Source organism: Pseudocitrobacter cyperus, from assembly GCF_039889165.1.
Lineage (GTDB): Bacteria > Pseudomonadota > Gammaproteobacteria > Enterobacterales > Enterobacteriaceae > Pseudocitrobacter > Pseudocitrobacter cyperus.
The window spans coordinates 80,910-105,226 of the sequence record NZ_JAYMYY010000002.1; the positions used below are offsets into that span (position 1 = coordinate 80,910).

General features: G+C 53.9%; 20 protein-coding genes. 11 read left to right on the forward strand and 9 right to left on the reverse strand.

Annotated features, from left to right (window positions below; all coding sequences use genetic code 11):
- Positions 1 to 2 precede the first annotated feature (2 nt).
- Both VSR74_RS09205 and VSR74_RS09210 read right to left on the reverse strand, forming a co-directional pair.
- The gene (locus tag VSR74_RS09205; protein WP_347794446.1) at positions 3 to 1,250 is read right to left on the reverse strand and encodes a polysaccharide deacetylase family protein; all 1,248 of its coding nucleotides are present in this window, start codon (positions 1,248 to 1,250) and stop codon (positions 3 to 5) included.
- A gap of 61 nt (positions 1,251 to 1,311) precedes the next feature.
- Entirely contained in the window at positions 1,312 to 1,752 is a 441-nt protein-coding gene (locus VSR74_RS09210) for a PTS sugar transporter subunit IIA (RefSeq protein WP_347794447.1), read from the reverse strand.
- A gap of 285 nt (positions 1,753 to 2,037) precedes the next feature.
- Between VSR74_RS09210 and VSR74_RS09215 the strand changes: the two genes are divergently transcribed.
- From VSR74_RS09215 to VSR74_RS09230, 4 genes are read left to right on the forward strand one after another with little or no spacing between them, the layout of a single operon-like run.
- Positions 2,038 to 2,586 (forward strand): fimbrial protein, encoded by a 549-nt coding sequence (locus tag VSR74_RS09215; protein ID WP_347794448.1) that lies wholly within the window; start codon positions 2,038 to 2,040, stop codon positions 2,584 to 2,586.
- Positions 2,587 to 2,645: 59 nt separating this feature from the next.
- Positions 2,646 to 3,320, forward strand: a complete 675-nt coding sequence (locus VSR74_RS09220) for a fimbria/pilus periplasmic chaperone (RefSeq protein ID WP_347794449.1) — start codon at positions 2,646 to 2,648, stop codon at positions 3,318 to 3,320.
- Positions 3,321 to 3,334: 14 nt separating this feature from the next.
- Positions 3,335 to 5,932: a fimbria/pilus outer membrane usher protein gene (locus VSR74_RS09225; protein ID WP_347794450.1), complete on the forward strand. Its 2,598-nt coding sequence runs from the start codon at positions 3,335 to 3,337 to the stop codon at positions 5,930 to 5,932.
- A 14-nt stretch (positions 5,933 to 5,946) separates the two neighbouring features.
- The gene (locus VSR74_RS09230) at positions 5,947 to 7,026 is read left to right on the forward strand and encodes a fimbrial protein (protein ID WP_347794451.1); all 1,080 of its coding nucleotides are present in this window, start codon (positions 5,947 to 5,949) and stop codon (positions 7,024 to 7,026) included.
- Positions 7,027 to 7,085: 59 nt separating this feature from the next.
- On the opposite strand, the gene VSR74_RS09235 is transcribed toward VSR74_RS09230, so the two are convergent.
- Both VSR74_RS09235 and VSR74_RS09240 read right to left on the reverse strand, forming a co-directional pair.
- Positions 7,086 to 7,856: an ABC transporter permease gene (locus VSR74_RS09235; protein WP_347794452.1), complete on the reverse strand. Its 771-nt coding sequence runs from the start codon at positions 7,854 to 7,856 to the stop codon at positions 7,086 to 7,088.
- A complete protein-coding gene (locus VSR74_RS09240) occupies positions 7,853 to 8,779 on the reverse strand; it encodes an ABC transporter ATP-binding protein (protein WP_347794453.1) in 927 nt (308 codons plus the stop codon). Before VSR74_RS09240 ends, VSR74_RS09235 begins: the two co-directional genes overlap by 4 nt.
- A 105-nt stretch (positions 8,780 to 8,884) precedes the next feature.
- Between VSR74_RS09240 and can the strand changes: the two genes are divergently transcribed.
- Positions 8,885 to 9,547, forward strand: coding sequence for a carbonate dehydratase (can, locus tag VSR74_RS09245; protein WP_149463140.1), 663 nt, complete (start codon positions 8,885 to 8,887; stop codon positions 9,545 to 9,547).
- Positions 9,548 to 9,639: 92 nt separating this feature from the next.
- Here the strand turns inward: can and hpt are convergent, their stop codons facing one another.
- Positions 9,640 to 10,176 (reverse strand): hypoxanthine phosphoribosyltransferase, encoded by a 537-nt coding sequence (hpt, locus tag VSR74_RS09250; RefSeq protein ID WP_347794454.1) that lies wholly within the window; start codon positions 10,174 to 10,176, stop codon positions 9,640 to 9,642.
- A gap of 205 nt (positions 10,177 to 10,381) precedes the next feature.
- On the opposite strand from hpt, the gene VSR74_RS09255 reads away from it, so the two are divergent.
- Positions 10,382 to 12,772, forward strand: a complete 2,391-nt coding sequence (locus tag VSR74_RS09255; RefSeq protein WP_347794455.1) for a glucose/quinate/shikimate family membrane-bound PQQ-dependent dehydrogenase — start codon at positions 10,382 to 10,384, stop codon at positions 12,770 to 12,772.
- Between the two features lie 62 nt (positions 12,773 to 12,834).
- On the opposite strand, the gene cueO is transcribed toward VSR74_RS09255, so the two are convergent.
- Entirely contained in the window at positions 12,835 to 14,409 is a 1,575-nt protein-coding gene (cueO, locus tag VSR74_RS09260) for a multicopper oxidase CueO (RefSeq protein ID WP_347794868.1), read from the reverse strand.
- 146 nt (positions 14,410 to 14,555) lie between these two features.
- Between cueO and VSR74_RS09265 the strand changes: the two genes are divergently transcribed.
- The 3 genes from VSR74_RS09265 to speD all read left to right on the forward strand — a co-directional run bounded on the left by VSR74_RS09265 (position 14,556) and on the right by speD (position 16,677).
- Positions 14,556 to 14,903 (forward strand): YacC family pilotin-like protein, encoded by a 348-nt coding sequence (locus tag VSR74_RS09265; RefSeq protein WP_347794456.1) that lies wholly within the window; start codon positions 14,556 to 14,558, stop codon positions 14,901 to 14,903.
- Between the two features lie 104 nt (positions 14,904 to 15,007).
- Positions 15,008 to 15,868 (forward strand): polyamine aminopropyltransferase, encoded by an 861-nt coding sequence (speE, locus tag VSR74_RS09270; RefSeq protein WP_347794457.1) that lies wholly within the window; start codon positions 15,008 to 15,010, stop codon positions 15,866 to 15,868.
- A 20-nt stretch (positions 15,869 to 15,888) separates the two neighbouring features.
- The gene (speD, locus tag VSR74_RS09275) at positions 15,889 to 16,677 is read left to right on the forward strand and encodes an adenosylmethionine decarboxylase (RefSeq protein ID WP_347794458.1); all 789 of its coding nucleotides are present in this window, start codon (positions 15,889 to 15,891) and stop codon (positions 16,675 to 16,677) included.
- 58 nt (positions 16,678 to 16,735) lie between these two features.
- On the opposite strand, the gene yacL is transcribed toward speD, so the two are convergent.
- Positions 16,736 to 17,098: a protein YacL gene (gene yacL, locus VSR74_RS09280; protein ID WP_347794459.1), complete on the reverse strand. Its 363-nt coding sequence runs from the start codon at positions 17,096 to 17,098 to the stop codon at positions 16,736 to 16,738.
- A gap of 174 nt (positions 17,099 to 17,272) precedes the next feature.
- A complete protein-coding gene (gene acnB, locus VSR74_RS09285; protein ID WP_347794460.1) occupies positions 17,273 to 19,870 on the reverse strand; it encodes a bifunctional aconitate hydratase 2/2-methylisocitrate dehydratase in 2,598 nt (865 codons plus the stop codon).
- Between the two features lie 386 nt (positions 19,871 to 20,256).
- Between acnB and VSR74_RS09290 the strand changes: the two genes are divergently transcribed.
- Both VSR74_RS09290 and VSR74_RS09295 read left to right on the forward strand, forming a co-directional pair.
- Complete coding sequence (locus VSR74_RS09290; protein ID WP_347794461.1) at positions 20,257 to 21,900, forward strand: DUF3300 domain-containing protein; 1,644 nt, start codon at positions 20,257 to 20,259, stop codon at positions 21,898 to 21,900.
- Between the two features lie 11 nt (positions 21,901 to 21,911).
- Positions 21,912 to 22,703, forward strand: a complete 792-nt coding sequence (locus VSR74_RS09295; RefSeq protein ID WP_347794462.1) for a DUF2950 family protein — start codon at positions 21,912 to 21,914, stop codon at positions 22,701 to 22,703.
- A 60-nt stretch (positions 22,704 to 22,763) separates the two neighbouring features.
- Here the strand turns inward: VSR74_RS09295 and lpdA are convergent, their stop codons facing one another.
- A complete protein-coding gene (gene lpdA, locus VSR74_RS09300; RefSeq protein ID WP_347794463.1) occupies positions 22,764 to 24,188 on the reverse strand; it encodes a dihydrolipoyl dehydrogenase in 1,425 nt (474 codons plus the stop codon).
- Positions 24,189 to 24,317: the final 129 nt, after the last annotated feature.

The window sequence follows — 24,317 nt, forward strand, 5'->3', positions numbered from 1 at the left end:
CCCTACCCCTGCGGCTGGTTGCTGACCAGCCGCGACATTGTCTCCAGCGAATCCGTTCTTAAGATGTAGAGCCGTTTTAACAGAAACGGATTATCCCCCGGTTTTACTTTTCCCTTCACCGTCGTGACCGCCAGATGAAAACCCGCGTCGTTTGCCGCTTTCACCGCCGTGGCGTTATAGCCGCCAAAGGGGTACGAGAGATAGAGTACATGCGGATTGAACTGCGCCAGCGCCCGGCGTGAGCGTTTGAAATCGAACAGAATGTTGTGATAGCTGCGGCTGAGCAATATCGGGTGGCGTGCATAATCAACACGATGCAGGAAGTGCGTATGTGACTGGAAATCAAACACATCTTGTATACCGCGTAGTTCCGAAACGCTCATAAACTGCAACGATTTTGGCTCCCACTTCTGTGGGTGCGCTTTGATACGTGACGAAATAATAAACGCCGTCGCATTGAAGCCATACCGCTTGAGTACGGGATACGCATAGCGGCTGACCGATTTCAGACCATCATCAAAGGTTATCACCACCGCCCGCGCGGGAAGGTTCATTTTGTTCCGCACATAGCCTTCAAGCTGATACATGCTGAGCGTGGTATAGCCCATATCCCGCAGCCAGGTCATCTGGTTGCTGAAAGCGCGTACTGATGTGGTGGTTGATGTATGCCGGAAGCGCGTGTTCTCTTCATCACGCAGAATATGATGATAAGTGAGTACCGGGATCCCATTATCCATTTGGGCGTCCAGAGAACTTACGTAGGCCAGCCGATTGCCGATGCGGATCTGATACCAGGTCTGATTCATACGCCCTTTCAGCGCGCCAAGAATCGGGTAGCGCAGGTTTTCCGCCAGCGTGCCAAACGGCGCGCTACCGGCATCCGGCGCATTATAAACGGGCGTATCTTTCCAGGTTATCAGATTCTGATTACTTGACGGTCGATGTAAATCCCCCAGGCCATCCTCTACGCGCTGCCGCCCCTGCACTAACTCCAGATGGTTCTTGTCGATAAAACCGGTGCCAAATCCGAAGCGAAATTCATAGTAATCCGCCGCGGTGGGCAACACATCGAGGATCTGCCCGGCGCGAATATGGCCAACCGTAACAACATGGTTGCCCACCTGCGCCCAGATGGCCGCGTCTTCCGTGGTTTGCATATAGCGTGGAGGTAGCCCTTGCGGGGCCGTCAGAGCCGCTGCCGCACTGCCGGAAAGCAGCAACGTCAGCAAAAATATAAAACGCATCAACATGGATAAGAACCGCAGCAAATGACTGCCGCCATTGTAACAAAAGCGACATCAATAACTACGGTTAATATTTATACGCATCATGCAGCAATACAAAGGGGGGATTTTTTTGTTGCTGGTGCCACAAGCTGCTCACGCCCGCCGGGCCGCGATCGACAATGGCATTGCGAAACGCTTCGCTAGTTAAGGTTTCCCGTAGGGGATAGAACTGGGCAAGCAACGGAAAGTCGATACCGGAAATCACTTCACAGCATTCATGTTTATGGCTCATCAGGGCCGCCACGCGGTACGGCGCTGCACCGGTTTTATCCGTCAGGAAAATGACACCCTCACCGGAATCTGCCTGATGTAGCGCATCGCACATCATGCGGCTAAGCATGTTGGAGCTCATTCCGCGCCAGTAATTGACCGCCCGACACTGGGCCAGGGGGCCAAATTTGTTCTCCAGACGCGTCAGCAGTTCCTCTGCGGCATCGTCATGGCAAGCTATCACCCAACCTAACATCGTTTATCTCCCGGGTTGAAAGGTCACTCTACGGAATAACATTGATGAATGATGATAAATTTGAGCTGAAATGAAAAATGTTTTATCGCAATAATGCGATCGTGAACACATGATTTATAATCACAAAAAATACATCACGAACAAACAATAAAAATTAAGTATTTATATATTCTTATTTTTGTTTGACGACAAATAAACAGTCCCCACTGAATTACCTACAAAAGGTAAAATGGCTCCGTATTAATATTTTATGTTTCACCCATATGCGTTATTTAAGGACGAAAAATGAAATTTATTATAAAAAGCACCGTGTTAGCACTGGCTGTCGCATCTTCTGCTGCCGCTTTTGCAGATACGGGTGATGGTACCGTTCACTTTACCGGTAAGATTATGGAAGATGCCTGTACCATCAAAACCAAAGATATTGCAGTCACCTTACCTACCGTTGCACCCGGCGATTTCGGCGGTGCAGCAGGTAGCGTTCAGGGTACTAAGCACTTCGATATTGAGTTGACTAACTGCGACGGCAGCAAGGCCACTAAGGTTCAGGCGCGCTTCAGCGGCACGGCGGACGCCTACGGCAGCGGCAAAGTATTAAAAAATGGCGGCGACGCAACGGGTGTCGGCATTCTGGTCACCGACCCGGGTTTAACCACGGAATCTGACGGCTACAGCTTTACCGACGTGAATAACTGGACAAGCGACGTCGCCATTCCTGCAGGCGCCAATGGTGCGGTTAACATCCCCTTCGAAGCCCACTATGTTTCTACTTCAGCGACCGTGGAGACAGGCACTGTCGACGCCACCGCCACGTTCTACCTGCAGTATAACTAAGCAGATGTCAGTTTTCGGGTGGGGTCATCCCCACCCTTTGTTAAGGATGACAGGTGACTATGAAGATTTTTCTCCGCGCGAGCCTCATTTTGTGCGCGCTTTTCAGCATCCCCGCGCAGGCCGATGTCACTATCGGCGCCACGCGTGTGATTTATCCGGGTGGCGCGAAAGATGCCACTATCACCGTAGAAAACGCCAACAGCGATGCCCCGTTTTTGATTCAGTCCTGGGTGCGTTCAGATAACGCCAGCGCCGAAGAGGTACCATTTATTGTCACACCGCCGCTCTTTCGTCTGAATGCCAGACAAAAAAACGTTTTAAGAATCATTAATACTGGCGGCAATCTTCCTCAGGATCGCGAATCACTATTTTGGCTGAATATAAAAGCCATCCCCACCAGCGTGCCGGAAGACCAACAGAATAAACTGGTTTTAGCCGTTAAATCTGAATTTAAACTTATTTATCGCCCAAAAGCATTAACACAAAAACCGGAAGACGTGACCGATAAATTACGCTGGCAACAACAAGGTGGCCGTTTAATAGTCAATAACCCCACCGCTTATTACATGAATCTCGCAAACGTAACCGTCGGCGGCGTAAAAATAAAAGAAGCGCGCTATCTCGCCCCCTTCAGCAACGACCAATTTTCGCTGCCGTCAGGCGCGCACGGCCAGGTCACCTGGGCGTTAATTAATGATTTTGGCGGCACCGGGCCGCAACATAAGCAACCTTAAGACAGCGGATTTATATGACGACAAAGGATGTTGTAAACAGTTATCTCATTCAGCATCGCGCGCCCCCATATTTCAAACTATCACGGTGCGCGTGGCTAGTACTGCTCTCCTGTGCAGTATCCTCGCCAGGTTTTGCCCGTGATTATTTTAACCCGGCGTTTCTTGAGAATCAGTCCGGCAACGGTGCAACAACCGATCTGTCCACCTTTGGGAGCGATGAGAGTCAGAATCCCGGGCGTTATTATGTCGATGTGTATATCAACAACGCCTTTGTAGAGAAACGTAACGTCGATTTCCAGGCAGGCAAAACCGCCGATGGCAAACGCCCGGCGCTGCAAGGTTGCTTCAGCGTGGCAGAGTTGAAAAAATATGGCGTAAAAACCGACCTCTTTCCCGCCTTTAACGACTCCCCCGACTGTGCGGACTTTTCGGTTATTCCCGCGGCCTCGCAACATTTCGATTTTCAGAATCAAAAGCTGCGGCTCAGCATTCCGCAGGCCTATATCTCCAACGCCATTCGCGGCTACATTCCACCAGAGCAGTGGGATGAGGGGATCAACGCTGTCGTGCTGAACTACGACTTCAATGGCTACAAAATGTACGGCTCCGGCAGCGACGACGATGATGGTGATGACGACGAAGCGTCGAATTTCCTCGCACTGCAACCTGGGTTGAATATTGGGCCATGGCGCTTTCGCAACTACTCCACCTGGACGACGCAGTCTAGCGACGGCGATCGTCACCAGGAGTGGAACAACATTTACAGCTATCTGTCGCGTGATATCGTCGCGCTGAAGAGCCAGTTTGTCGCAGGCGACAGCAATACCAACTCCGATGTTTTCGACAGCGTTTCCTTTCGCGGCCTGCAACTCTCTTCTGACGATCAGATGCTGCCGAACAGCCAGCGCGGCTACGCCCCGGTCATTCGCGGCGTCGCGCGTTCCAACGCCCAGGTGGTGATCCGTCAGAACGGGCGTATTACGTACCAGACGGCGGTCGCGCCCGGTAGCTTCGAAATTCCCGATATGTACCCGACCGGCAGCAGCGGCGACTACGAAGTAACCGTCAAAGAGGCCGACGGCAGTGAGCAGCACTTTGTCGTCCCCTACTCCACATTGCCTATCCTTCAGCGTGAAGGGCGCGCGAAGTACAGCCTGACAGCAGGGAAATACCGGGAGGGCAACCATACGGAAGATAACTTCGCTCAGGGTACGCTGATCTACGGCCTGCCGTATGGCATGACCGTTTACGGCTGCGGCCAGGCGGCGGGAGACAAATATCTGTCGCTGGCGCTGGGCTTTGGTCAGAACCTGGCGATGCTCGGCGCGGTCACCGTTGATGGCACCTGGTCACAGGCTAAATTTGATGACGGTAGCAAAGAAAGCGGCCAGTCATGGCGCGTGCGTTACAGCAAAGGGGTTCTGAGCACCGGAACAAACATCTCCATCGCCGGGTATCGCTACGCCAGTGAAGGCTACAACTCCTTACAGGATGTCATGGATGCCGATGACCGGTTTTACGACTATTACGGTAAGCGGCATAACCGCTTTGAAGTCACCCTTAACCAGCAGCTTAGCGACACCCTCGGCTCGCTGTCCCTGAGTTGGGTGAGAGAAAACTACTGGAACAGCTCGCAGAAGATGGAGTCGCTCGGCGTGGGCTACAGTAACTCATGGAAGCAAATCAGCTATTCGCTGAGCTACAGCTATAACCGTAACACCTATCAGCGCTACGGCAACGATGACGACGACAGCGATAATTATCATCAGAACGATCAGATGTTTACGTTCTCGCTGAACGTTCCGTTCTCGCTGTTTGGCGCGTCAACCTACGCCCATTACAACGTCAACACGAGCAAAAATGGCGCCACGGTTAACAGCACTTCGCTGAGCGGCACGGCGCTGAAAGACAACAGCCTGAGCTGGTCGCTCCAGCAGAGCCACAGTAACCAGGACGGCGATTCCGCAGGGTTCAGCACCAGCTATCAGGGGACTTACGGCAATACTAACGTCGGCTATAGCTGGTCTCCCGACAGGCAAATGGTGAACTATGGCTTCTCCGGCGGCCTTCTCGCCCACGCCGACGGCGTTACCTTAAGCCAGCCTATCACCGGTTCCGCCATTCTGGTCAAAGCGCCAGGGGCGGCCAATGTCCCGGTGCTTGGCCAGACTGGCGTCAGTACCGATTTTCGCGGCTATACCGTCATCCCCCACGTTTCCTCCTACACCCGTAACGACGTCTCTCTCGATTCCGGAAGCTTTGCTGATGACGTGGATTTAGCCCACAACAGCCAGATGGCGATCCCTACCCGCGACGCGATTGTGCGGGTGGCTTTCGATATCCGCAAAGGCTTCCGCGCGCTGCTGACGCTCACCCGTGCGAATGGCGATTATGTGCCATTTGGCGCCACGGCCAGCGTCAGCAAACAGCAGGATGAGAGCGCCAGTATCGTCGGCGATAAAGGCCAGCTTTTTATCAGCGGATTACAGGAAAACGGCGAACTGTGGGTGACATGGGGTAACAGTGCGGATAAAGCCTGCCACGTGGCCTATCAACTCGACCCGAGCAAGAACAACAACGGCATTGTCACCGGTAGCGCGATTTGCCAGTAAGCAGGGAATAGAACATGATCAAGAAATATGGGAAACATTTCAGTCTGTTAGCGCTGGCGCTGGTTTCCGCTTCCGCCTTCGCTGATGATATGGGCAGCGGCTCGGGCTGGTGTGCCGCCACCAACGGTGCGCATATCTTCACCAAAGATGTCACCTCAACCATCAATTATGATTCAAACGACCCCACGAACAGCGTCAAGGAAATACAATGGGACAGTCCCGGCACCTATTCCGCCAGATGCGACTGTTCAAATACTGATTATCGTGGCTACAATTATTTTAGTGCCGATACCGGAGATCTGCATGTTCTGGGTTCGCATACGGATCAGCGCTTTTCTGGATACACGATGTACTATTATGAACTGGTTCCCGGTAAACTGGAGATTGGTACTGAAACACTAATTGCCGGCAAACTAAAAGCCTACATTCCAGTACCATTCGACAACATTAGCAATAATGATCCCAGCGCAGGAGGGTGCGGCAACGCTATCATGGATGACATGTCCGCTGGAGATCATGGATACGTCCGCATCTATATTGCAGCACCGCTTTCCGGACAAATTGTTATTCCGTCAACAAAAATAATGAACCTTTATTTATCAAAAACCGGCGTTGGCACCCCATCTCCCGCCGTCCCACACATTGCGGAGTTTTACATCTCTGGCGTCATCACCATCCCGCAGTCCTGTACTATCAACGCCGGGCAAACCATTGAGGTGAAATTTCCTGACCTGCGGGCCAGCGACATTCGTCTGAACGGCGCCAGCCCGGACGCCAGCGAACAGACGACCAATGTGACATTTACCTGTAGCAACGTCGCGGACGGCAGCGATGTTTCCGTCGCCATCACCGGCGAAAACGACGAACATGTAGGGGATTATCTGAAAACCAGCAATGACGATATTGGGATCAAAATCACCGATAACGAAGGTAATGTCGTGGCGCCCAACGGCAATGCCCGGCTGCCGATCACAGACTTTGGTAATCGGCAGGGCAGCATCAAGTTTAAGTCTCGTCCGGTGAATACCACCGGTGATGCCCCTGAGGCTGGCACCTACGAAGCCACCGCCACGCTGACAATTAAACTGCAGTAAAGAAAACGGCCCGGCAGCGCATCGCTGACCGGGCCGACAATTTGCTTTCGGCTTTACTGTCAGCTACGCAAACCGCGCCCGCGCTGGATCAGCGACCAGCAGAGAAGATAAAACGCCACGATAAAAATCACCAGCACGCCAAAGGTCGTCACCAGCGGCACATCGTGAATACCGAGAAAGCCGTAGCGGAAACCGCTGATCATATAGACGATGGGGTTCAGGTGCGACAGCCCCTGCCAGAACGGCGGCAGCAGCGTCAGGGAATAAAACACCCCGCCGAGATAGGTGAGCGGCGTCAGCACGAAGGTCGGGATCAGGCTGATATCATCGAAAGTTTTGGCAAATACCGCGTTCAGCAGCCCCGCCAGCGAGAAAAGCACCGCCGTCAGGATCAACGTTAAGGCGACGAACAGCCACGAATGCACCTGGAACGGCACAAAGAACAGGGAAATCGCCGTCACCAGAATCCCCACGCAAAGCCCGCGCGCCACGCCGCCGCCAACGTACCCGGCAATGATTACGTGTGTCGGTACGGGGGCTACCAGCAACTCTTCAATATTGCGCTGAAATTTAGCGCTGAAGAATGATGACGCAACGTTGGCATAGGCGTTGGTGATAACCGCCATCATAATCAGCCCCGGCACGATAAACTGCATATAGCTGAAGCCATGCATTTCACCAATACGCGAACCAATCAGGTTGCCGAAAATAATAAAGTAAAGGGTCATGGTGATGACCGGCGGCACCAGGGTCTGCACCCAGATACGCATAAAACGGTGGATCTCTTTCGCCCAGATGCTTTTCAGCGCCACCCAGTAAAGCTGCATCATGCCTGCTCTCCTTGTTTTTCATGAACCAGCGAGACAAACAGCTCTTCCAGTCGGTTCGCTTTGTTACGCATACTTAATACCTGAATCCCCTGTGCGCTGAGTTGGGCAAAGACGCTGTTAATCCCCTGCTCGCGCAGCACTTCAACTTCCAGGGTCGAGGTATCGACCAGTCGATACTGATAGCCTTCCAGCGTCGGCAGCGGGCTTTTCGGCGCCAGGTCGAGAATAAAGGTTTCCGATTTCAGTTTAGAAAGCAGGACTTTCATCGAAGTGTTTTCCACCAGCTCGCCGTGCTGAATGATGCCGATGTGGCGGCAGAGCATTTCAGCCTCTTCCAGGTAGTGGGTGGTGAGAATAATCGTGGTGCCTTTGTCGTTTAAATCCTTCAAGAAGCCCCACATTGAGCGGCGAAGTTCGATATCCACGCCCGCCGTCGGTTCATCCAGAATCAGCAGTTTTGGCTCGTGCATCAGCGCGCGGGCAATCATCAAACGACGCTTCATGCCACCGGACAACATTCGCGCACGTTCGTTACGTTTTTCCCACAGATCAAGCTGTTTTAAATACTTTTCGCTGCGCACAAGCGCATCTTTGTACTCAACGCCATAATAACCCGCCTGCTGCACCACAATTTGCTGCACGGTTTCAAACGGGTTGAAGTTAAACTCCTGCGGCACCAGGCCAAGCTGGCGTTTGGCGTTAACCACATCTTTTTGCAGATCGTAGCCAAACACGCTGACGGAGCCAGAGGTTTTATTCACCAGCGAGCTGATAATGCCGATGGTGGTCGATTTACCCGCACCGTTCGGCCCGAGCAGAGCGTAGAAGTCTCCGGCTTCCACTTGCAGATCGATTCCGCGCAGTGCCTGGACTCCCCCAGGGTAAGTTTTTTTAAGCTGTTTTAGTTCCAGTGCAATGGTCATTGAATATCTCTTTTAAATTCTTGCGTTCAATGTATGGTTTTAAAAAAAGTTAAGTTGACCTATATTAGCGCAACGCACTTACTTGGTTACAGGTCGTTAACCTCCATGAAAGACATAGATACACTCATCAGCAACAATGAACTATGGTCAAAAATGCTGGTGGAAGAGGACCCCGGATTTTTCGAGAAACTGGCGCAAGCGCAAAAACCGCGCTTTCTATGGATTGGATGTTCCGACAGCCGCGTTCCCGCTGAACGTTTAACCGGTCTTGAGCCGGGCGAATTATTCGTTCACCGAAATGTTGCCAACCTGGTTATTCATACCGATTTGAACTGCCTCTCCGTGGTTCAGTACGCGGTGGATGTACTGGAAGTTGAGCACATCATCATTTGCGGCCACTACGGCTGCGGTGGTGTACAGGCAGCGGTTGAAAACCCGGAACTCGGCCTTATCAACAACTGGTTGCTGCACATTCGCGATATCTGGTTCAAACACAGTTCTCTGCTGGGCGAAATGCCGCAGGAGCGCCGTCTGGACACGCTTTGCGAACTGAACGTCATGGAACAGGTGTATAACCTCGGCCACTCTACCATTATGCAGTCCGCCTGGAAACGTGGGCAGAAAGTGACGGTTCACGGCTGGGCCTATGGTATTCACGACGGCCTGCTGCGCGATCTCGATGTGACGGCGACCAACCGCGAAACCCTGGAGCAGCGTTATCGCCACGGGATTTCCAATCTCAAGCTGAAACACGCGAACCACAAGTAACATCTGTTAAAAAGCCGGGTGGAGGCTAGCCTTCCCCGGCTTTATATTTTGCAGTTCGAATAAGCGAAGCGCCATCCGACACGACACGGCGATTACTCGTCCAGCAAGACCACTTTCCCGACATACGGCAGATGGCGATAGCGCTGCGCGTAATCGATGCCATAACCCACCACGAACTCATCCGGAATAGCAAAACCCACGTACTCAACCGGTACATCGACTTCACGACGGGATGGCTTGTCGAGCAGGGTACAAATCGCCAGCGATTTCGGCCCGCGCAGGCTAAGGATTTCGCGTACTTTCGACAGCGTGTTCCCGGAGTCGATGATGTCTTCCACGATCAACACGTCTTTGCCACGAATGTCTTCATCCAGGTCTTTCAGGATCTTCACATCACGAGTGGTGGACATACCGCTGCCATAGCTGGAAGCCGTCATAAAATCGACTTCATGCGACACCTGGACTTCACGGCACAGGTCAGCCATGAACATAAATGAGCCGCGCAGCAAACCCACTAACACCATTTCACTGCCACTGTCTTTGTAGTGCTCAGTAATCTGACGGCCCAATTCAGCGATACGCGCTTTGATCTCCGCTTCCGGGATCATCACTTCCACAGTATGTTTCATAAAACTAACCATATGATTTTAGAGGTAAATCTATCGACACCCCGGCGCTATGTCCAGACGTCGTTCGGCAAGCGCGTCAGTATACCAGCAAATCGATTTCTCCGCTGAATTGGATAATAAAGCAATATTTGTGATACAAGTCACACTTGTTAAATCCTATAATCAATTGAAAGCAATAATTAACAAACTGACGCGAGTATTCTCTATGGCAGAAACAAATTCACAACAACCACGGCTACTCGTGGTGCTCACGGCCGTTTTTGCGGCTATCTGTGGGCTCTATCTTCTCATCGGAGGGGGCTGGTTAGTCGCCATTGGCGGCTCCTGGTACTATCCTATCGCTGGCCTGGTGATGCTGGCCGTTGCAGTGATGCTGTGGCGCAGCAAACGCGCGGCGCTTTGGCTGTATGCCGCTTTCCTGCTGGCGACCATGATTTGGGGCGTTTGGGAAGTCGGCTTCGACTTCTGGGCGCTGACGCCACGCAGCGATATTCTGGTCTTCTTCGGCATCTGGCTGATCCTGCCGTTTGTCTGGCGTCGCCTGATTATCCCCTCCGGCGGAGCCGTTGCCGCGCTGGTTGTCGCATTGCTGATTAGCGGTGGCATCCTGACCTGGGCGGGCTTCAATGACCCGCAGGAAGTGAACGGTACGCTCAGCGCTGATGCCACCCCGGCAGAGCCGATTTCCAATGTGGCCGATCAAGACTGGCCCGCCTATGGCCGTAATCAGGAAGGACAGCGCTTCTCTCCGCTTAAACAGATTAACGCAGACAACGTACACAAGCTGAAAGAAGCCTGGGTGTTCCGTACAGGCGACCTGAAGCGTGAAGACGATCCGGGCGAGCTAACCAACGAAGTGACGCCGATTAAAGTCGGCAACATGCTCTATCTCTGTACCGCCCACCAGCGTCTGTTCGCCCTTGATGCGGCAACCGGGAAAGAGAAGTGGCACTTCGACCCGCAACTGAACTCTAACCCGAGCTTCCAGCACGTTACCTGTCGTGGCGTCTCTTACCACGAAGCGCGTGCCGAAACGGCAAGCCCGGAAGTGGTCGCCGACTGCCCGCGTCGTATTATTCTGCCAGTGAATGATGGCCGCCTGTTCGCAGTGAACGCTGAAACCGGCAAGCTGTGCGAAACCTTTGCCAACAAAGGTATCCTCAACCTGCAAACCAACATGCCGGACACCACGCCGGGCCTGTATGAACCAACTTCTCCGCCGATTATCACCGATAAAACCATCGTGATCGCCGGTTCAGTCACCGATAACTTCTCTACCCGCGAAACCTCCGGGGTTATCCGCGGTTTCGACGTGAACACCGGTAAGCTGCTGTGGGCATTCGATCCGGGCGCGAAAGATCCGAACGCGATCCCATCAGATGAACACACCTTCACCTTCAACTCACCGAACTCCTGGGCACCCGCGGCCTACGATGCGAAGCTGGATCTGGTTTATCTGCCGATGGGCGTAACAACGCCGGATATCTGGGGCGGCAACCGTACCCCGGAACAGGAGCGCTATGCCAGTTCTATCGTCGCCTTGAATGCCACCACCGGTAAACTGGCGTGGAGCTATCAGACCGTTCACCACGATCTGTGGGATATGGATATGCCATCCCAGCCAACGCTTGCGGATATTACGGTGAAAGGCGAGAAGGTTCCGGTTATCTACGCCCCAGCGAAAACCGGCAACATCTTTGTGCTCGACCGTCGTAACGGCGAACTGGTTGTGCCGGCACCGGAAAAACCGGTTCCGCAGGGCGCAGCGAAAGGCGATTACGTCACCAAAACGCAGCCGTTCTCTGACCTCAGTTTCCGTCCGAAGAAAGATCTGACCGGCGCAGATATGTGGGGCGCCACCATGTTCGACCAACTGGTGTGCCGCGTGATGTTCCACCAGATGCGCTATGAAGGTATCTTCACCCCGCCGTCTGAGCAGGGCACGCTGGTGTTCCCGGGGAACCTGGGGATGTTCGAATGGGGCGGTATCTCCGTTGACCCGAACCGTCAGGTGGCGATTGCTAACCCGATGGCGCTGCCGTTTGTCTCTAAACTGATCCCACGCGGCCCGGGCAACCCGATGGAGCCGCCGAAAGATGCGAAAGGCAGTGGTACCGAATCCGGTATTCAGCCGCAGTACGGCGTACCGTTTGGCGTTACCCTGAACCCGTTCCTGTCGCCGTTTGGCTTGCCGTGTAAACAACCGGCCTGGGGTTATATCTCCGCGCTGGATCTGAAAACCAACGAAGTGGTGTGGAAAAAACGTATCGGTACCCCGCAGGACAGCATGCCGTTCCCGATGCCGGTTCCGGTGCCGTTTAACATGGGTATGCCAATGCTGGGCGGGCCAATCTCCACCGCAGGTAACGTTCTGTTCATCGCCGCAACTGCCGATAACTATCTGCGCGCGTACAACATGAGCAACGGTGAAAAACTGTGGCAGGGTCGTTTACCGGCAGGTGGTCAGGCAACGCCAATGACCTATGAAGTTAACGGTAAGCAATATGTCGTGATTTCCGCAGGGGGACACGGTTCATTTGGTACGAAGATGGGCGACTATATTGTCGCGTATGCGCTGCCGGATGATGTGAAGTAATTTACCGGCCCTCTAATTCGGTTCCCTCTCCCTGTGGGAGAGGGTTAGGGTGAGGGCCTTTCTTATACCGTAAAGCCTAACATCATTCCCGTATCTTCATGCTCCAGCAGATGACAGTGCGCCATATAAGCATGCTCTTTCGGCGCGTCATGATCGAATTTCACTAAAACTTCACTCACGTCACCTTCCACACGAACCGTATCTTTCCATCCCGCACGATGCGCCGCAGGCGGCTTGCCGTTTTCCGACAAAATGCGGAACTGGGTACCGTGGATATGGAACGGATGCAGCATCATGTCGCCCTTACCAGAGATAGACCAGCGCTCATACTGCCCTTTCGCGGCGGCGAACATCGGCGTATTCATGTCGAACGCTTTGCCATTAATACGGTTGGCATTATGGAAATCGAAACCGCCGCCGCCGTGGTTCATATGCCCCATGTTGCCGTGTTCCATATTACCGTGTTCCATATTGCCGTGGCCCATCATCCCGCCGTGCTGCATATTCCCCATCGCGCCCGCACCGTACTTTTTCATCAGCGCCTGCATACCCATCATATCGAGCATGGGATCCATAGAGAGCTGTAGCGTGCGTCTCGTCAGGCCATCCAACGAAGGCAGCGCAGGCATCGATGCGAGCACGTCCGGCAACTCCCCGGAAGCATTAATGATAACAGGCTGTACGCGCAGCACCGGATGCGCTTTGTCGAACGGCGCAACGGTCATGCCCATCTGGTTGACCGGCAACGTGACGAGATCAAACGGTTTACCGTCGCGGGTCTCTACCAGCAATTCAAAACGCTCCCCCATCAGCATCGGTAGCTCGCTCACTTTCACCGGCTCAGGGAGTAACCCGCCATCGCTGGCAATCACGTAAAGCGGGCGATTGTCGCTGGCGGCAATCGTAAGGGAGCGCGCGTTACATCCATTCAGTAAACGCAGGCGCAGCCAGCCGCGCGGTGCGGCGTGTTGCGGGTAAAGCGTTCCGTTCGTCAGCAGGGTATCGCCAAACCAGCCAACGGCGGCGGTCATGACGTCGAGCTGATAATCAATTTCCCCGTCAGCGCTGAATTTCTTGTCCTGAATAATGACCGGCACATCATCGATACCCCACTGTTTCGGCAACATCAGACGGCGTATTTCGTCATCTTCAATCAGCACCAGCCCTGCTAACCCCATCGCCACCTGATGCCCCGTTTTGCCATGTTGATGCGGGTGGAACCAGCAGGTTGCCGCACGTTGATCGGGGGTGAATGACACCGTTCGTGTGTCGCCAGGTTTAATGATACCCTGCGGCCCACCATCGACTTCACCGGGGATCTCCAGCCCATGCCAGTGCACGGTGGTTTCCTCCGCCAGTTGGTTATGAATGTTGACGGTGATGGATTTCCCCTTCGTCAACTGTATCGCCGGGCCCAGTAAGTTACCGTTATAACCCCATGTCGTCGCGCTTTTCGCGCCAAACTGCGTTTTCCCTGCCTGAACGGTCAGCGTCACTGAACTGCGCGCATCGGCAGCCAGCAAACCAGGAATGGGTAGTGCGGGTCGCTCAGCGGCAAAAACCGCGCGACTCCAGAGAGGTAAGGCGCTCGCCACGCTGACGGCTGCGCTCAATTTGAGAAATTCACGACGTTGCATCATTACATCCTTTTGCTGGCTGCGGGTGAAAATTTAAGCTTAAACCCTACCCTTGCGGGAAGGTCAAGTAAGAAGCGTTGAAAAAGGCTCTGCGTCCCAACAGGAAGTGTGCTAACGTTGAATCTCGACGAGGTAAGGTAGAAGAAATGAAGACGTTTTTCCGTACAATGCTGCTTGGATGTCTGTTAGCCACGTCCAGTTACAGCTATGCATTAAGCGAGTCTGAAGCAGAAGACATGGCCGATCTCACGGCGGTATTTGTGTTCCTGAAAAACGACTGCGGTTACCAAAATCTCCCCAACGGCCAGATTCGTCGAGCCCTCGTTTTCTTTGCCCAACAAAATCAGTGGGATCTCAGCAACTACGATACCTTCGACATGAAATCGCTCGGCGAAGACAGCTATCGCGATCTCAGCGGTATTGGCATCCCTACGGCGAAAAAATGTAAATCACTGGCCCGCGACTCCCTGAGCCTGCTCGCCTACGTGAAATAACCTCTCTCTGCCTTCCTGCTAAAAAAACGACCGTGCACCTGCGGTTATTGTTAGCTATTATGTTGCGCCTGTTTCAAAGGTGTTAACAAAGGAGGGTTCAAACTATGGCCGACAACGCCGTATGGCATGAAACGCTGCATGACCAGTTTGGTCAGTATTTTGCCGTTGATAACATTCTCTGGCATGAGAAAACCGATCACCAGGATTTGATCATTTTCGAAAATGCCGCCTTTGGCCGCGTGATGGCGCTGGATGGTGTGGTACAAACGACCGAGCGCGATGAGTTTATCTATCACGAAATGATGACCCACGTTCCGCTGCTGGCCCATGGCCAGGCGAAGCATGTGCTGATCATCGGCGGTGGCGATGGCGCAATGCTGCGGGAAGTGAGCCGCCACCAAAATATTGAAACCATCACCATGGTAGAAATCGACGCAGGCGTGGTCTCCTTCTGCCGCCAATATTTGCCTAATCACAGCGCAGGCGCTTACGACGACCCGCGTTTCCAGTTGGTAATTGATGATGGTGTCAACTTCGTCAATCAAACATCACAGACCTTTGACGTCATTATCTCCGACTGCACCGACCCGATTGGCCCCGGCGAATCGCTTTTCACTTCAGCGTTTTATGAAGGCTGTAAACGCTGCCTGAAGCCGGGCGGGATTTTTGTCGCGCAGAACGGCGTTTGCTTCCTGCAACAGGATGAGGCTTTGGACAGTCACCGCAAGCTCAGCCAATACTTCAGCGACGTGAGCTTCTATCAGGCGGCAATTCCAACCTATTTCGGCGGCATTATGACCTTTGCCTGGGCGACGGATAACCCGGCGCTACGTCACTTATCCACCGAGATAATCCAGGCGCGCTTCCACAGCGCGAAACTGAAATGCCGCTACTACAATCCGGCCATCCATACCGGGGCGTTCGCGCTGCCGCAATATCTACATGACGCACTGTCCACACAGTAACGCTAAGGGGGTGACGAAAATTGAAAAAACTGAAACTGCACGGCTTTAACAACCTGACCAAAAGCCTGAGTTTTTGTATTTACGATATCTGCTACGCCAAAACCGCAGAAGAGCGCGATGGTTACATCGCCTATATCGATGAACTCTACAATGCTAACCGCCTGACAGAGATCCTGTCAGAAACCTGCTCGATTATTGGCGCGAATATTCTCAACATCGCCCGCCAGGATTATGAACCACAAGGCGCAAGCGTCACCATCCTGGTGAGCGAAGAACCTGTCGACCCGCAGCTTATCGATAAGACGGAGCATCCAGGCCCTCTGCCGGAAGCCGTCGTCGCGCATCTGGATAAAAGCCACATCTGCGTCCATACCTATCCGGAAAGCCATCCGGAAAGCGGGCTGTGCACCTTCCGTGCGGATATCGAGGTTTCAACTTGCGGCGTGATTTCACCGCTCAACGCGTTGAACTACCTTATTCACCAGCTCGAATCCGATATCGTCACCATTGACTATCGTGTTCGTGGCTTCACCCGCGACATCAACGGCATGAAGCACTTTATCGATCATGAGATCAACTCGATTCAGAACTTTATGTCTGAGGATATGAAGTCGCTGTACGACATGGTAGATGTGAACGTCTATCAGGAGAACATCTTCCACACCAAGATGATGCTCAAAGAGTTCGACCTGAAGCACTACATGTTCCACACCAAACCGGAAGACTTAACGGAAAGCGAGCGCAAAGAGATCACCGCCGCATTATGGAAGGAGATGCGCGAGATTTACTACGCGCGCAATATCGCCTGATGGCGATTCGCTTAGCAGGCCTGGCCCATCGCAGGCCTGCTAAGGCGTAGTCATCAGTTCACCGCTGCCTGAGAAAATCGCGATAGGCCGCGACCACCTGTAGAAAATCTTCAACGCCGCACAGGGATAAACTCTCTTCGTCGTAGTAGTTCATCCCCTCTTCCATTTCATCGCCCGTAAACTCAAGCTGATTGGCGCGGATCATCACCTCTTCGCCATCCAGCCACAGCGTGTATTCATGCCCTGCTCGTTGCCAGGTGCGCTCGCTGCCTTTCACCGCCTGTGCCGCCTGTTCCACTTCATCAAGCAGAGCCAGGTTTTCTTTCACTTCTTCATTAAACCAATGCCCGACCACTTCATGACCCATGGACATGCGCACTTTTACCACACCGGTAACGTCGCGCAGAAATTCGTAATCCATAATGTGTTCCTCTACTCCCGGCAACACGTCTGTATCGCGTTGCACCATGATGTAATTATCGCAGCCCAGCCGAAAAAAAATAGCGGGGCGGGTAGAAGGAACGGAAATAAAAATGCCCGAAGAAGCAGGCTTCTTCGGGCATTGATGCATTTTCACCCTAAATGGGTTAACGCATTACACCGCAGTCTGGAAAATCACCCCGTCCGCTTTCTCGGTGTACTGAGAAAGCTGGTCGAAGTTCAGATAGCGGTAAGTGTCGACAGCGGTTTTATCCACCTGCGCCACATAGGTCTGATACTCGTCCGGCGTCGGCAGTTTGCCGATCAGCGCTGCGACGGCTGCCAGTTCCGCAGAAGCCAGGAAGACGTTCGCGCCAGTACCCAGACGGTTCGGGAAGTTACGCGTAGAGGTGGAAACCACCGTCGCGCCATCCGCCACTCGCGCCTGGTTCCCCATGCACAGTGAGCAACCCGGGATCTCGATACGCGCGCCGCTCTTACCGAAGACGCTGTAGTAGCCCTCTTCCGTCAGTTGCGCGGCATCCATACGGGTTGGCGGCGCCACCCACAGGCGGGTCGGCAACTGGCCTTTATGCGCATCCAGCAGTTTACCCGCGGCACGGAAGTGACCGATGTTGGTCATGCAGGAACCGATAAATACTTCGTCGATCTTCTCGCCCTGTACGTCAGAGAGCAGACGCGCGTCATCCGGATCGTTCGGCGCGCACAGAATCGGCTCTTTAATATCAGCCAGATCGATGTCGATCACCGCCGCGTATTCTGCATCTGCATCGCCTTCCAGCAGTTCAGGATTCGCCAGCCATTTTTCCATGCCCTGAACACGACGCTCCAGGGTGCGGCGGTCGCCGTAGCCTTCGGCGATCATCCACTTCAGCAGAACGATGTTGGAGTTCAGGTACTCGATAATCGGCTCTTTGTTCAGCTTGATGGTACAACCCGCAGCAGAACGCTCAGCGGAGGCATCGGTCAGCTCAAACGCCTGTTCAACTTTCAGATCCGGCAGGCCTTCGATTTCCAGGATTCGACCAGAGAAGATGTTCTTCTTACCTTTCTTCTCAACGGTCAGCAGGCCCTGTTTGATGGCATACAGCGGGATGGCGTGAACCAGGTCGCGCAGGGTAATACCCGGCTGCATTTTACCTTTGAAGCGCACCAGAACGGATTCAGGCATATCCAGCGGCATGACGCCGGTCGCGGCAGCAAACGCCACCAGGCCGGAGCCCGCCGGGAAGGAGATACCGATAGGGAAACGGGTGTGGGAGTCACCACCCGTACCGACGGTATCCGGCAGCAGCATGCGGTTCAGCCAGGAGTGAATAACACCATCACCCGGACGCAGCGAGACGCCGCCACGGTTCATGATGAAGTCTGGCAGCGTATGGTGCGTGGTCACGTCAACCGGCTTCGGATAAGCGGCGGTATGGCAGAAGGACTGCATCACCAGGTCAGAAGAGAAGCCCAGGCACGCCAGGTCTTTCAGTTCGTCACGGGTCATTGGGCCAGTGGTGTCCTGAGAACCCACAGAGGTCATCTTCGGTTCGCAGTATGCGCCCGGACGAATGCCTTTCACGCCACAGGCGCGGCCCACCATTTTCTGCGCCAGCGAGTAGCCACGGCTGCTTTCCGCCACGTCTTTCGCCTGACGGAACACATCGCTGTGCGGCAGGCCGAGTGATTCACGCGCTTTGGTGGTCAGACCGCGACCGATGATCAGCGGAATACGGCCACCGGCGCGCACTTCGTCGATCAGCACGTCGGTTTTCAGTTCAAAGCTTGCCAGCAGTTCGCCGGTTTCGTGGTTACGTACTTCGCCCTTGTACGGGTAAACGTCAATCACGTCGCCCATGTTCAGGTCGTTAACGTCCACTTCAATTGGCAGCGCGCCCGCATCTTCCATGGTGTTGAAGAAGATAGGTGCAATTTTGCCGCCCAGGCACAGGCCACCGCCGCGCTTATTCGGTACATGCGGGATATCGTCACCCATGAACCACAGCACGGAGTTGGTCGCCGATTTACGCGAAGAACCGGTACCGACAACATCGCCCACGTAAGCCAGCGGGAAACCTTTCTGTTGCAGGGCTTCGATCTGTTTGATCGGGCCAACCACGCCGGGTTGATCCGGTTCGATCCCTTCACGGGCGTTTTTCAGCATCGCCAGCGCGTGCAACGGGATATCCGGGCGCGACCAGGCATCCGGTGCCGGTGAGAGGTCATCAGTGTTGGTTTCGCCGGTCACTTTGAAAACAGTGACGGTAATTTTTTCCGCCAGCGGCGGACGGCTCAGGAACCATTCGGCATCGGCCCAGGACTGAATCACCTGCTTCGCGTAAGCGTTGCCCGCTTTCGCTTTCTCTTCTACATCGTAGAAGTTATCGAACATCAGCAGGGTGTGGGAGAGCGCTTTGGCAGCAATCGGTGCCAGTTTCGCATCGTCCAGCGCGTCAATCAGCGGGTGAATGTTGTAGCCGCCCTGCATGGTGCCCAGCAGTTCGATGGCTTTTTCTGGTGTAATCAGCGGGGAAGTGGCTTCGCCTTTAGCGACAGCAGCAAGGAATCCGGCTTTGACATAAGCAGCTTCATCAACGCCCGGCGGTACACGATTAATCAACAGGTCTAACAGGAATTCTTCTTCGCCAGCAGGCGGGTTCTTCAGCAGCTCAACCAGCGCGGCCATTTGGGTTGCGTCCAGGGGTTTAGCAACAATCCCTTCGGCGGCACGCTCAGCTACGTGCTCACGGTATTCTTTTAGCACGACGGTATCTCCTCGCTCTCATTGTCATATGCGGTCGGCTCTTCTTCATGCTCCTGTGAGACAGCAGTTTGTAGGGGGGAGGCCGGGTACCGCAGATGGCAGAATAACAGGAATTTAGAGAGGTGTTAATCTGTTTACAAAAAAGCAACATAAAATATTGGCTGAATCGTTAAGGATGGTCTATAAAAAGTACCCTTTCCCTAAAAGGGGAATTATTAGCTGAAATCTTTCGTCACATAATTCCCTTGCTCAACTATTAATCTGTCTAATTTATCCCAAGATTAATCAAAAATTAAACTATCGTCTCTTTATACTCACGCTTTATCGTACCTGCCGAATGCAGGCGTATCGACCTGGCGATTTCTTCAGAAATCGGGAGTATAAATATGAACCTGCCCTTTAAGCCTCACGTGCTCGCGCTGATATGCAGCGCGGGGTTGCTTGCCGCTGCCGGTACGCTGTACGTTAAAAGCCGCGCCCCCGTTGAACCCGCACCAGCCGCCCCCGCGACGGTCGTAGCCCCGGTGGCAACACCTGCTCCCGCCGCTGCGCCTGAGGTGAAAACCACCTATACCCCAGCGCAAATTAATCAATGGGTTGCCCCGATTGCGCTTTACCCTGATGCGCTGCTGTCGCAGGTATTGATGGCGTCGACCTACCCGGCAAATGTCGTTCAGGCGGTACAATGGTCAAAGGATCACCCTTCGTTACAGGGCGATCCCGCGATTCAGGCCGTTTCTGACCAGCCGTGGGATGCCAGCGTGAAATCCCTGGTCGCCTTCCCGCCATTGATGGCCATGATGGGGCAAGACCCCGTATGGGTAGAAAATTTGGGTAATGCCTTTCTGGCACAGCCGCAGGATGTGATGGACGCCGTGCAGCAACTGCGCGCGCTGGCGCAGCAAACCGGCACGTTAAAATCGACGCCGCAGCAAACCGTCACCAGCGTCCCAAAACAGAGCGTCGCCCCGGCATCAACCTCCACTACCGCAACCACCGCGCAATCAACGGCGCATAATAGTGCGCCAGCACCAACGGTTATCAAAATAGAGCCGACCGACCCACAGGTGGTGTACGTACCGAGCTACAACCCATCGACGGTGTATGGCACCTGGCCGACGCCCGCCTATCCACCGGTTTATATTCCGCCGTCTCCCGGTGAGGAGTTTACCAACAGCCTGGTAAAAGGCTTTGGCTATAGCTTAGGTGTCGCCACCACTTATGCACTCTTCAGCAACATCGACTGGGATGATGACGATCATCACCACGACGATGATTATCACCATGGCGACTACAACCGCAACGGCGACAACAACATCAACATTAATGTCGATAACTTCAACCACATCACCGGGCAGAACTTACAAGGCAATACCGCACGCTGGCAACATAACCCGGCGTACCGCAACCAGGTGCCCTATCCCACTAACACGCTGGCGAATCAGTTCCACCAAACCAACGTTCCAGGCGGCCTGAGCGCGACGCAGAATACGGCAAGCCGCGACAGTCAACGGCAGGCGGCGATGGACAAACTCTCGCAGGGCGGCATTAAAGTGCCAACGCAATCGATCGGCGCTGTACCGAAAGACGCTCAGCGTCAGGCAGCATCAAAGCAACTGCAGCAGATAGCACAGCGGGATAACTATCGGGGTTACGATACCCCGCGAACCACCAGCCAGCGCGAAGCATCAAAAAGGCAGGTACAGCAACGGCTCAGTAATAGCACACCGGAGCAGCACAAAGAGAGGCTCCAGCAGCAGCGCTCACCCGAACAGCGTCAACAACGACATGAAAACGTGCAGCAACGTCGCAGCACCATCACCCCGGAGCAACGTCAGCAGCGGCAGGAAAATGTGCATCAACGTATGGCGGCATCCAACGCCAACCTCTTCAGCGGCAACGAAAGTCGAGCGCCGTCCTGGCAACAGCAGGCGCAACGCGGGCAGCAAAGCCGCAACGTTGTGCGTAACACCAACCGGGAAGCCGTTCGCGAACGGGTTTCTGAGCACCGGGAATTTCACCGTCGATAAGAGAGCGCACTATGAAAAAGATCCTTCTCAGCACGTTGCTGTTCTCGCTCCCTCTGGTGAGTTTTGCACAGCAGCAGTTTGTTAATCCACAGGACGCCGCAACGGCCTTTGCTAATGCGGTCAGCACCCGTAATGAACCACAGCTCAGCGCACTGCTGGGCGAGAACTGGCGACAATTTTTACCACCGGAAGGGGCAGATCCGGAAGCCGTTGCCCGCTTTGAACGAGACTGGAAAATCAGCCATCGCATTGAACAACAGGGCGATACCGCACACATCAATGTCGGCGCCGATAGCTGGCAACTCCCCCTGCCTATCATCAAAACGGAGGCTGGCTGGCATTTTGATATGCAGGCCGCGCAGGAGGAGATCCTCACCCGCACCATCGGGCGCAACGAACTCTCAGCGATTGGCGCGATGCATGCTTACGTTGATGCGCAGGAGGATTACCGCCTGCGTAAACAGCGTTATGCCAGCAAACTTATCAGTAGTGAAGGTCAGCAAGATGGTCTGTACTGGGCGGCAAAGCCTGGTGAAACGCCAAGCCCGCTTGGGCCAGCGTTCAGCCCGGTAACGCCGGGTGAAGGTTATCACGGCTACCGTTTTCGCATTATCGACAGTAATCAATCCGATGGCTTTGCACTCATCGCCTGGCCCGTGGAGTATGGAGAAACCGGGGTGATGAGTTTTATGGTCAGCCAGGACGATCGGGTCTATCAGGCAGACTTCGGTGAGGAAACGGCGGAGAAAGTGGCGGCAATAACCCGCTTTGACGCGGCAGCGCCATGGCAGCCGGAAGAGTAAAAAAAAGCGGCTGAATAGCCGCTTTTTTGTTTGCCGCCATCAGGCGACTCGCTCAGAAACTTACTTCTTCTTCGCTTTCGGGTTTGGCAGGTCGGTGATGCTACCTTCGTACACTTCTGCGGCCAGGCCAACAGATTCATGCAGGGTCGGGTGAGCATGGATGGTCAGCGCGATGTCTTCCGCGTCACAGCCCATCTCGATAGCCAGACCGATTTCACCCAGCAGCTCGCCGCCGTTGGTGCCGACAATCGCGCCACCGATCACACGGTGAGATTCTTTGTCGAAAATCAGTTTGGTCATACCGTCTGCGCAGTCGGAAGCGATAGCACGGCCAGAAGCAGCCCACGGGAAGGTGGCGGTTTCATAGCTGATGCCTTTTTCTTTCGCTTCTTTCTCAGTCAGGCCAACCCATGCCACTTCTGGTTCAGTGTAGGCAATGGATGGGATAACTTTCGGGTCGAAGTAGTGTTTCTTACCGGCGATAACTTCAGCGGCAACGTGACCTTCGTGAACACCTTTGTGCGCCAGCATCGGCTGACCGACGATATCGCCGATAGCAAAGATGTGCGGTACGTTAGTACGCAGTTGTTTGTCGACGTGGATGAAGCCACGGTCGTCAACTTCCACGCCAGCTTTGCCCGCGTCGAGGTTTTTACCATTCGGCACACGGCCGATTGCTACCAGAACCGCGTCGTAACGCTGAGCTTCAGCAGGCGCTTTCTTGCCTTCCATAGAAACGTAGATACCGTCTTTTTTAGCTTCAACGGCAGTCACTTTGGTTTCCAGCATCAGATTGAATTTCTTACCGATGCGTTTGGTGAAGACTTTAACCACGTCTTTGTCGGCAGCCGGGATAACCTGGTCGAACATTTCAACCACGTCAATCTGTGAACCCAGCGCATGGTACACGGTACCCATTTCCAGACCGATGATACCGCCACCCATAACCAGCAGGCGTTTTGGTACTTCTTTCAGTTCCAGAGCGTCGGTGGAATCCCAAACGCGCGGATCGTCATGCGGAATAAACGGTAACTGAATCGGACGGGAACCCGCCGCGATGATCGCGTTGTCGAAGTTGATCACGGTTTTGCCGTTTTCGCCTTCCACTTCCAGGGTGTTGGCCCCGGTAAATTTACCCAGACCGTTAACCACTTTCACTTTACGGCCTTTCGCCATACCGGCCAGACCGCCAGTCAGTTGAGTGATAACTTTTTCTTTCCAGGTACGAATCTTGTCGATATCGGTTTTCGGCTCGCCGAAGACGATACCGTGGTCAGCCAGTGCTTTGGCTTCTTCGATAACTTTTGCTACGTGCAGCAGTGCTTTAGAAGGGATACAGCCGACGTTCAGACAAACACCGCCGAGGGTGCTGTAACGTTCTACGATGACGGTCTCCAGACCTAAATCCGCGCAACGGAAAGCAGCAGAGTAGCCTGCCGGGCCCGCCCCAAGTACCACGACCTGAGTTTTAATTTCAGTACTCATCATGACCTCTTAATTATTTCCGGCGGTCCTGGGTACTCTTGTCGCCCATATCCACCGGGACGTTCTATCCGCGTTTATATTACAAAATTGTTAACAATTTTGAAACAACAAACGGCAAACGATTTTGTC